Source organism: Arthrobacter globiformis, from assembly GCF_003261175.1.
Classification (GTDB): Bacteria; Actinomycetota; Actinomycetes; order Actinomycetales; family Micrococcaceae; genus Arthrobacter; species Arthrobacter globiformis_A.
On record NZ_QLNP01000005.1, the window covers coordinates 1 to 325 of the forward strand.

Here is a 325-nt window from a genome sequence, read left to right on the forward strand (position 1 = left end):
CGAACCCGTTTCAAAAGGGGTTCGCACCCATGGGGAAGGGTAAAAAGAAACAAGACTGCTTGCGTCCACTATGTGGTTCCCAACCAACAAACCCGCCCGGGTTTGACGGTCCTGGAACCAACAACTGAATAAACAACACCACAACCGCACCACCACCCCCCAGGGGAACCGGTGCGGGGAACGTGTAACCACAGTTTTCCCCACCCCCGCGCAACGCCGGGGGGACGGGACACAGGGTTACGGCGGTCATAGCGTGGGGGAAACGCCCGGTCCCATTCCGAACCCGGAAGCTAAGACCCACAGCGCCGATGGTACTGCACCCGGG

Annotated in this window: 1 rRNA gene; it reads left to right on the forward strand. The window is 60.6% G+C overall.

The window, feature by feature from the left end:
* Positions 1-238: 238 nt before the first annotated feature.
* A 5S ribosomal RNA gene (gene rrf / locus DBZ45_RS00465) occupies positions 239-325 on the forward strand; the annotation flags it as partial.